The organism is Rhizobacter sp. P3_B12, assembly GCF_056402895.1.
In genome coordinates, this window is sequence record NZ_JBFUGN010000542.1 from 1 (window position 1) to 4,169 (window position 4,169).

Consider the following 4,169-nt stretch of genomic DNA (forward strand, 5'->3'; position numbering starts at 1 on the left):
GTTCGGCGACCACCCGTCCGTGCCATTGGGCCTGCTGTACATGGCCTGCGGCATCGCCGCGAGCGTCATCGCCGCGTGGATCCTCTGGCGCGCCGTCGAGCTGCCGGCCATCCGCTGGAGCAAGCGGGTGCCGATGCCGCAGGCCGCCGCGCCCGCCGTGCACGCGGCCGTCGCCACCTGAGCCGTTCCCCATGTCCTCCACCTCCAGGGAAGTCGGCCGCTTCTTCAAGCACTCGGGCATCTATGCCATCGGGAATGCGCTGAACCGCGTCGGCGCCTTCCTGCTGCTGCCGATCTACACCCGGCTGCTGTCGCCGGCCGAGTACGGCACGCTGGAGACGCTGTACCTGGTGTCCACCGTCGTGTCGGGCGTGCTGGGCGTCGGCATCGCCCATGCCACGCTGCGCTTCTACTTCGACTACAAGGACGCGGCCGACCGCCGCTCGGTGGTCAGCACCAACCTGATGGCCTCGCTGGTCATCTCGATCATCGGCGTGCTGGTGGTCTCGCTGTTCGCCAACCCGATCGCCGCCTGGCTGTTCAACGGCCAGTCGCTCGGCCGGGCCTTCCAGTGGATGCTCGCCACCATCGTGTTCGAGCTCGCCTCGCAGGTCGGCCTCGCCTACGTGCGCGCGGTCGAGCGCTCGATGCTGTTCATCGTCGTCTCGTTCGTGAAGCTGGTGGTGCAGGTGATCGCCAACTCGATCGCGCTGATGCACTTCAACGCCGGCGTCGAGGGCGTGATGGCCGGCAACTGCCTGACCGTCGCGCTCGGCTTCGCGGTGCTGTCGTGGGTGACGCTGCGCGAGTGCGGGCTGCGCTTCGAATGGGCCAAGCTGATGCCGGTGCTGCGCTACAGCCTGCCGCTGCTGTGGACCACGATGGTGGGCATCGTCGCGGGCACCGCCGACCGCTTCCTGCTGCAGTCGCTGGTGTCGCTGGAGGCGCTGGGCATCTATGCGCTCGCACTGAAGCTGTCGAAGCTCGCGTCCGACCTGGTCGGCGAGCCGATCAACCGGGCCTACGGTGCCTTCCGCTTCACGATCATGGAGCGCGACGACGCCGGCATCATCCAGGCCCAGGTGGTGCGCTACCTGGCCGTGATCCTGTCGCTGATCGGACTGGCCATCGTGCTGTTCGCCGGCGACGCGCTGCGCCTGATCGCCGCACCCGCCTACTGGAGCGCCGCGCGCTACCTGCCGTGGCTGGTGCTGGCCGCGGTGCTGCAGGTGCTGACCTACCCGCTGCAGACCGGCATCTACTACCAGAAGAAGTCGAGCAGCATCTTCCACATCGCGCTCGCCGCCTGCCTCGTCGGGCTGGCGCTGGGCGTGCCGCTGATCTGGGCTTTCGGCATCCTCGGCGCCTGCCTGACGGTGCTCGGCGTCTCGATCGTCTCGCTGGTGATGACCGACCGCATCAGCCAGCGCCACTTCCCGGTGCACTATGAATGGCGCAAGCTCGCCATGCTGCTCGCGCTGGTGGTCGCCGTCGCGATCGCCGGCCAGGCGGCCGACCAGCTGCCGCTGCTGTGGAGCCTGCCGCTGCGCTTCGTGCTCGGCGCCGCGTTCCTGGTCGGCATCGTCGCGACGCGCGTGATCGAGCCGGCCGAGCTGGCCGCGGCGCGCGCGAAGCTGATGCAGCGGCTCGGCAGGCCTTCCGGGGCGGCGGCATGAGCTTCGCCGTCCTCCCGATCTGGCTGTTCCTCGGCAGCCTGCTCGTCGCGCCGCAGCTGTGGTGGTCGCCGCTGCTCGGGCTGCGCGTCGATTACATCGTCTACCCGATGTGGATCCTGGTGCTCGCGTCGCGCGGCCGGCTCGGCGAGGTGTTCCGCTTGCGCACGCAGGACTATTTCTTCCTGCTGATGTACGTGTGGATCTTCCTCAGCGTGATGGTCGCCGGGCTCACCGACATCGGCCAGTTCTACCTCGTCTATTACGCGAAGCTGTTCCTGGTGTACCGCCTCGTCAGCGCGACCATCAGCGACGTGACCGACCTGAAGCGCACCGGCTATGCGCTGATCGCGCTCGCGCTGCTGATCGCGATCGAGGGCATCCAGCACATGAACAACCCCGAGGGCATCGGCTGGGCGGGGCAGAGCTATGCGTGGATCGACGGCTCGGCCTCGTCGATCGGCCTGAAGTCGCGCATCCGCTGGATCGGCATCTTCGACGGCCCGGGCGTGTTCTGCGTGATGTTCACCGCCGCCGCGCCGTTCGCGTTCCAGTACATGGTGAGCCCGTACGCGCTGTGGCTGCGCCTGGTCGCCGCCGTCGGGCTGACCTTCCCGCTGTTGCTCGCGGCCTTCTACACCGGCTCGCGCGGCGGCATCCTGGCCACCGCGGCGATGGTCGGCATGTTCATCGTCTCGCGCTTCAGGATCAGCCTGGGCAAGCTGGTGATCGCGGCGGCCTGCGGTGGCATCGCGCTGGCCGCGGCGCCGTCGTACCTGACCGAGACCAAGGACGCCAACAACTCGGCGCAGGGCCGCGTCGAGATGTGGGCGATGGGCCTGCAGATGGTGCAGGAGAGCCCGCTGTTCGGCGTCGGCAAGGGCAACTTCGCCGTCTACACCCGCAAGCTGGTCGCGCACAACTCGGCGCTGGAGGCGATGGGCGAGACCGGCTTCCCCGGCATGTTCCTGTGGATCGCGATCATCTACATGGGCTTCAAGCACATCATCGTGCGGCTGCGCGAGACGGTCGACCCGACCGAGAAGCAGGCACTGCTCGCGGTGATGATGAGCCTGTCGGGCTACCTGATCAGCTCGCTCTTCGTCTCGCTCGAGACGGAGATCATGTATTTCCTCCTGGGAATGACGGCCGCAGTGGGCCGCTTCACCACACAACCCGTGGGATTCACCCGCAAGGACTTCATGTTCATCGTGGCCTTCCAGGTCGCGTACTACATGGCCTTCAAGGTGTTCATCATGGGGTACTACTAGCGGTCACGGAGCGAGGGGACACCATGGGCGGCAAACAGGCAATGCTCGCGAGGTGGCTGGACATGGCCGGGGTGACCCGCGCGCGCCTGCGCAGCGGGCCGAGCGGGCTGACGATCCTCGCGTACCACCGCATCCAGGACCTGGCCGACGAATCGCGCTTCGCGGCCGACCCGGAGCTCGTCAGCGCAAGCGTGGCCGAGTTCCGCCGCCAGCTCACGTTCCTGCGCGAGCGCTGGAACCCGATCGGGCTGTCGAACGCGATGGACGTGATCGAGCGCGGCCAGGCGCTGCCGCCGCGCAGCGTCGCGATCACCTTCGACGACGGCCACCTCGACAACTACACCCACGCCTTCCCGCTGCTGCGCGAGATGAACGTGCCGGCGACGATCTTCCTGTCGACGCAGTACATCGGCAGCCGCGAGCCGTTCTGGTTCGACCGCGTGTCGACGCTGCTGTTCTGCGCGCCCGCCGGCCCGCTGCGGCTGCCGCTGGCCGACCTGACGCTGCAACTCGGCGACATCGCGTCGCGCCGTGCCGCCTCCGATCGCTTGCTGTCGGTGCTGAAGCGCCTGGCCGACGAGCGCCGCCGCGACGCGCTGCAGGAGCTGGAGGCGCTGCTCGCGCGCCACGCCGTGCCGGCCGACGCGGCACCCACCTCGGCGCTGGACTGGGACCAGGTGCGCGAGATGACGCGGCACGGCATCGAGTTCGGCTCGCACACCGTCACGCACCCGGTGCTGTCGATGCAGACCGAAGACCGCGTGCGCTTCGAGCTGTCGCAGTCGCGCGAGACGATCCGCCGCGAGACCGGGCAGCGCGCCGACCTGCTCGCCTACCCGGTCGGCAAGACCTACACCTTCAACGACCGCGTCGTCGCGATCGCGAAGGAATGCGGCTACCGTGCAGCGCTCGCCTACATCGACGGCGTCAACGACCCGAGCTGCGCCGACCGCTTCGCGCTCAAGCGCATCGCGGTCGAGCGCTACATCCCGCATCCCCTGTTCATGGCCCGCATGACCTTTCCCGGAATCTTCGTCTGATGGCCGCCTCCGCCCCTTCATCGGCTTTCTCGCCATCGGTCGCGCAACCGGTGCCGCAACCGGTCGACCTGCACAGCACCCCGCCCTGGCAGGAGGGCTGGGAGCTGCTCGTCGGGCCGCTGGGCGGCCGCGCGGTCGTCTGCCTCGACGACGGCGGCCCGGCCATCACCGCGCTGGCACAGCGC

The 4,169-nt window shown here is 68.6% G+C and carries 4 protein-coding genes and 1 pseudogene; all 5 read left to right on the forward strand.

The annotated features are described in order from the left end of the window. Positions 1-181 (forward strand): annotated as a pseudogene (locus tag AC1D01_RS23230) (hypothetical protein); the annotation flags it as partial. A 10-nt stretch (positions 182-191) separates the two neighbouring features. Next, the gene (locus AC1D01_RS23235) at positions 192-1,676 is read left to right on the forward strand and encodes a lipopolysaccharide biosynthesis protein (RefSeq protein ID WP_477870509.1); all 1,485 of its coding nucleotides are present in this window, start codon (positions 192-194) and stop codon (positions 1,674-1,676) included. Continuing rightward, a complete protein-coding gene (locus tag AC1D01_RS23240) occupies positions 1,673-2,944 on the forward strand; it encodes an O-antigen ligase family protein (protein ID WP_477870511.1) in 1,272 nt (423 codons plus the stop codon). Before AC1D01_RS23235 ends, AC1D01_RS23240 begins: the two co-directional genes overlap by 4 nt. Positions 2,945-2,967: 23 nt before the next feature. Continuing rightward, positions 2,968-3,984 carry a polysaccharide deacetylase family protein gene (locus AC1D01_RS23245; protein WP_477870513.1) on the forward strand — a complete coding sequence of 339 codons (1,017 nt, stop codon included), beginning with the start codon at positions 2,968-2,970 and terminating at the stop codon, positions 3,982-3,984. Continuing rightward, positions 3,984-4,169 (forward strand): hypothetical protein (locus AC1D01_RS23250; protein ID WP_477870515.1); only part of this gene is annotated, 186 nt, incomplete at its 3' end. The genes AC1D01_RS23245 and AC1D01_RS23250, both read left to right, overlap by 1 nt.